Annotated in this window: 3 protein-coding genes; 1 reads left to right on the forward strand and 2 read right to left on the reverse strand. The window is 61.1% G+C overall.

The annotated features are described in order from the left end of the window. The first annotated feature begins 198 nt into the window (after positions 1-198). Positions 199-957, forward strand: a complete 759-nt coding sequence (locus WEB61_RS05080; RefSeq protein WP_368063244.1) for a hypothetical protein — start codon at positions 199-201, stop codon at positions 955-957. A 469-nt stretch (positions 958-1,426) separates the two neighbouring features. Here the strand turns inward: WEB61_RS05080 and WEB61_RS05085 are convergent, their stop codons facing one another. Together WEB61_RS05085 and pepN are read right to left on the reverse strand one after the other, a co-directional pair. Continuing rightward, positions 1,427-3,250 (reverse strand): PAS domain-containing sensor histidine kinase, encoded by a 1,824-nt coding sequence (locus WEB61_RS05085; RefSeq protein ID WP_368063245.1) that lies wholly within the window; start codon positions 3,248-3,250, stop codon positions 1,427-1,429. Positions 3,251-3,509: 259 nt separating this feature from the next. Next, a partial coding sequence (pepN, locus tag WEB61_RS05090) for an aminopeptidase N (protein ID WP_368063246.1) occupies positions 3,510-5,246 on the reverse strand: 1,737 nt, incomplete at its 5' end.

Here is a 5,246-nt window from a genome sequence, read left to right on the forward strand (position 1 = left end):
GCGCGCCATCTCCCCGCTGTAATATGACTGTTTTTTGTTGGGGGGGGCATTATACCGGAACAACCCAAAATCGTCATGGCCCGGCTTGTCCGGGCCATCCACGTCTTTTCTTCGGCTTTGGTTACGCTGTGAATATTTGAATTTCGTGGTTGGATCGAAATGCCGAATGACCTTGTGAATTTTTGGAAACACTGTGACTTGTCGGGACGGTTCTTCGTGCACCCGGACGACGAGCCTGTTCTCGGTCGCGGCGGTGACAAGCATATTCACAAGGAGGCAGTCGATTTTGAATCATACATTCGCAGCGAACATTTTGGAAAGCGTGACTCACGGTTTCATACCTCGCTGCTTCCCATCCCCTATGGAGGAGACCTGTCTCGCGCAGACATTTTCGTTCTGCTTCTGAATCCGGGATTCTCGCATGCCGACTACTTTGGCGAGTTCCAGATGCCGGAGTTCAGGAAACGACTTGAGAAAAATCTTGCCCAGAATTTTGAGGACGAAGAATTTCCGTTTCTTTGGCTGGATCCGAAGTTCAGTTGGCACAGCGGATTTGTCTGGTGGGAGAAGAAACTCCGCGATGTCGTCATGATGATCGCAGAGGCGAAGTACGATGGGAGCTATCTGGACGCATTACGTGATTTGTCGAGGAGGCTGGCACTCGTGGAGTTGGTGCCGTATCACTCTTCTCATTTCAACGGACACACCTTGATCAAATCGCTCCCTTCTTCGAGAGCCGCGAAGCGGTATGTCGCAGACGTGCTGATGCGTGGTGTGCGGACGGGTGAGAAAACAATCATAGTGACACGCCAAGAGGCGGCTTGGGATTTGGGCGAGCCGACCGAAAATTGTGTGATTTACAAGGGAGGCCTGACACGCGGAGCGAGCTTGGGACCGACAACGCCAGGCGGAGCCGCGATTCTCAGAAAATTCAATATCCCGCCCTCGTCAGCGTGAATCTGACCCGGGTGCCGGCACCTGCGCAACTAGCAGGTGATGCGCGACGATCTCGGCGACCGCTATGTCGATGTCTATGCCGGAACCAGGATGCTCGAATACGACAAATTCCAGCGCGCCATCTCGCCGCTGGAATACGACTGGTATTTGTAATCACTCCCTCTCCCCGCCGGAGGGAAGGGTGAGGGGGTTGCTTCGAAAAACGCAGTCTCAATTCTGAGCCTGCATCCCGAAATCGCACCAAGAAAAGCACCTTCCTGGTCTCTCAAATCGTCTCCGAAATTCGTGCGCACCCGGAGATAAATCGACTTATCCCCGGGGATTAAGTGCATTTATCCCGGAGATAAGTAGATTTGTGACAATTTTATGACAGTTTTGTGACAGAGGGGGGGGTCCGCTGTGCTTTTCGCTGTCGAAATCCGTGCTTTCGGCGCCCGCGCGGCCCGGAACGATCCGTCAACGGATCAATTCAGTCCCGCGCCAGCGGCAGCGTGAAGCTGACCTGCGTGCCGACGCCTTCGGTGCTGGCAATGGTCAGCGTGCCGCCATGCAGCTCCACCAGCGAGCGCGACAGGGCCAGGCCGAGACCGGTGCCCTTGTGCGACTTGGCGTGGTGACTTTCGACCTGCTCGAACGGTCGGCCGATCTTCGGCAGCGCGTCTGCCGGAATGCCGATGCCGGTATCTTCGACGGTAATCGTCGCCATGCCGTTGGCGGTACTGCCGCGCAGATAGATCGAACCGCCGGCCGGCGTGAACTTGATGGCGTTGGACAGCAGGTTCAACAACACTTGTTTGACGGCGCGCTTGTCGGCCTCGACGGGCGGCATCTCGCCCAGCGCGTCGACGATCTTGACGCTGGCGACGTCGGCGCGTCCCGACACCAGCCGCAACGATTCCTCCAGCACCTCGGCAAGTGGCAGGTGCTGCGTTTCGAGCGTCATCCGTCCCGCCTCGATCTTCGACATGTCGAGAATGTCGTTGATGAGTTCGAGCAGATGTGCGCCGCTCGCGTGGATGTCGGTTGCATATTCCTTGTACTTCGGCGAACCGAGCTCGCCGAAAAGGCCCGTCTCCATGATTTCCGAAAAGCCGATAATGGCATTGAGCGGCGTCCTGAGCTCGTGGCTCATGTTGGCGAGGAATTCCGACTTCGAGCGATTGGCCGTTTCGGCGCGCGTCTTTTCGACGGCGTATTTCTCGGCGAGGTCGACCAACTGCCGTGCCTGTTCCTGCAGCTTGCGCCGCGAAGTTTCGAGGTCGCGCACGGTCTTTTCAAGCGCCAGTTTGTTGTCGGTCAGCGCCGCTTCCTGATCCTTGATCGCGGTGATGTCGGTGCCGACATTCACATGGCCGCCATTCTTGGTGCGGCGTTCGCTGATCTGCAGCCAGCGGCCGTTCGCCAGGCGGATTTCGCTGACGCTCTCGGTGCTGCCGCCGGCTTCCGGCCAGGCATCGGCAAGGCCCGCCTGCGCCATCACGTCGGCGCGCGTCGCGCCGGTATGCAGCGTCGCATCGTCGAGATTGAGGAATTCGGCAAGTTTGCTGTTGGCCGTCACGAGCCCGTTATTGGCGTCCCACAACACGAAGGCCTCGCCGACGCTTTCGATCGCGTCGCGCAGCCGCTCATTGGCTTCCGAGACGCGCGCCTCGGCGATCTTCTGGTCGGTAATGTCGATCGTGATGCCGACAAGCCGCTCGCTTCCGGTCCGTCCGCCGCCCCAGACCTGTCCCTTGGCATGCATCCACACGAAGTTTCCATCGGCGTGGCGCAGGCGGAACGTCGTGTCGTAGGAGCGCGAGGCGCGCGTCGCCGCGCCCATGATGTCGTCGATGGCGCCGGCATCGTCCGGATGCGCCAGTGCCTTGACCTCGGCGGGCGTCAGGCGCTTCGACGGTTGCTTCAGCCCGACCATGTCGAACATCGCCGACGACCAGTAAATGCGGTTGGCTGTGAGATCCCAGTCCCAGATGCCGCAGCGCGCGCCGGCAAAGGCCATGTCGAAGCGATGCTGGTTTTCGATCAGCGCCGCATCCGCCTCGATCTTGCTCTCGCGCAGCCGCACCAGCATATAGGCGAGCGCCATGTAGCCGCCCGACAGCAGGGCCGAGAAGATCAGCGCGCGGGAGGTGCCGTCCTGGAAATAGAGCGCGCCGTTGAGCGCGGCGAGCGCCACACCCGAAATGCCGAGCGCGATGCGCGGCAACAATCCGGCCGGCAGTACGCGGCGGCGCGGCCGTGCCTCGTCTTCCCATTTGAGGGCTTCGGATCGTGTGGTTGTCGCGTCGGACATGCGTCGCTTCGCCCCGGTGATGCGTCTGGAGGCCAAATTCAACTTAGCACCGGCGGGCGAAATCCTCCCGTCCGAATCATGCGGCCTGAAACGATGATTCGGTCTTGGAGTCTCGATGTCCATAGGTGGCGTTTACTTTTTGTTAACCGATGCAAATGGGACTCACCCGACTCAAAGCGAATCGGGGTTAACGCCCGGTTAAGCGGCTGTGCCGCTTCGGGGCGCTTTGCCCCGCTTGTCTCTGAAATCGGACGGGAAGTCAGGCAAGCGTCTTGTTTGCGATCTCATAGACGTCGCGCGACAGCCTCTCGCCGGCTGCGATCCGTTTGAGCTGCCGGGCCATCAGGCCCCGCCGCTTCGGTTCGAATTGCCGCCAGCTCTTGAAGGCGCCGAGGAGCCGGGCGGCGACCTGCGGGTTGAGCGTGTCGAGTTCGAGCACTCTGTCTGCGACGAATTCATAGCCCTTGCCGTCGGCGCCGTGGAAGTGGAGCTGGTTCATGGTCGCGAAAGCGGTGATGAGCGCCCGCACCTTGTTGGGATTGCGCATCGTGAAGGCGGGGTGCGCCGTCAGCCGCTTCACCTCGTCGAGCGTTCCCGGCAGCGCCGACATCGCCTGGATCGACAGCCACTTGTCCATCACGAGATGATCGTCCTTCCACCGCGCATGGAAGGCTTCGAGCGCCGCCACCCGCTCCGGACAATCGATATTGACCAGCACCGACAGTGCTGCGATCTCGTCGGTCATGTTGTCGGCTTGCGCAAATTGCGCGGCCGCCAGTTCGATGCCGTCGCGGCCCGGCGCGACGGCGAGATAGGCAAGGCAGGCATTGCGGAGCGCGCGCCGGCCGGCATGGGTAGCGTCGGGGCTGTAGGGTCCCTCGATCTTCAGTCTGTGATAGGCGGCAAGGAACTCGTCTTTCAGTTGCGCCGCGATCGAGACGCGCAAGCCCTCCCGTGCCGCATGGATCGCATCGACGTCGACATCCTTGCCGATCGTCTGCGCCAGCGTCTGCTCGCTCGGCAGCACGATCATCTGCGCCGCGAAGTCGGGGTCGGTCTTTTTCGAGGCGAGCATGCGCCGGATCGTTTCGGCAAACGCGGCGCCCTTGCGCGGCGCGCCGCCCGTCTTGTGCGCGGCGACCATGGTGGTCAGAAGCCCCGTCGCATAGCGCTGCGCCGCCTCCCAGCGATTGAAGCTGTCGCTGTCATGGGTCATCAAGAACACGAGATCGCGTTCCTTGAGATTGGCGCTGAGCTTGACGGGCGCCGTGAAGCCCCGGAGCAGCGACGGCACCGGCCGCGCGCTCACATTGCGGAAGCGCCATGTCGCTTCCCGTTCCGTCAGGCTCAGCACGCGCGTGGTCGCGCCGGGCTTTTCCTCGCCGTCGAGCTGCAGCTTGATGTCCTTCCCGTCGGGACCGACAAGCCCGAGCGCGATCGGAATGTGATAGGGCTGTTTGTGCGGCTGTCCTGGCGTCGGCGTGCTGATCTGGTTGAGTTTCAGCGTATAGGTCTGGCGCGCCGCATCGTAGCGGCCGGACACCAGAACTTCCGGCGTGCCCGACTGGTGGTACCAGCGTCTGAACTGCGAAAGGTCGAGCTTGGCGCCGTCGGCGAGCGCATCGAGAAAATTCTCGACCGTCGCCGCCTCTCCGTCATGCCGCTCGAAATAGAGGTCCATGCCTTTGCGAAAGCGTTTGGGTCCCGCCAGCGTATGGATCATCCGGCAAAGCTCGGCGCCTTTTTCGTAAACGGTCGCCGTGTAGAAATTGTTGATCTCGATATAGCTGTCGGGACGGACGGGATGGGCGAGCGGCCCGCCATCCTCGGTAAACTGATGCGCGCGCAACAGCCGCACGTCCGAAATCCGCTTCACCGGCCGCGAGCGCATGTCGCTGGTGAATTCCTGGTCGCGGAAAACCGTCAGCCCTTCCTTGAGGCAGAGCTGGAACCAGTCGCGGCAGGTGATGCGGTTGCCGGTCCAGTTGTGGAAATA

This window comes from Parvibaculum sp. (assembly GCF_040882025.1).
Classification (GTDB): domain Bacteria; phylum Pseudomonadota; class Alphaproteobacteria; order Parvibaculales; family Parvibaculaceae; genus Parvibaculum.

What these genes read in the sequence shown, in the direction of transcription:
- WEB61_RS05085 (WP_368063245.1), bottom strand. Translation starts at nt 3,250, where the DNA reads ATGTCCGACGCGACAACCACACGATCCGAAGCCCTCAAATGGGAAGAC.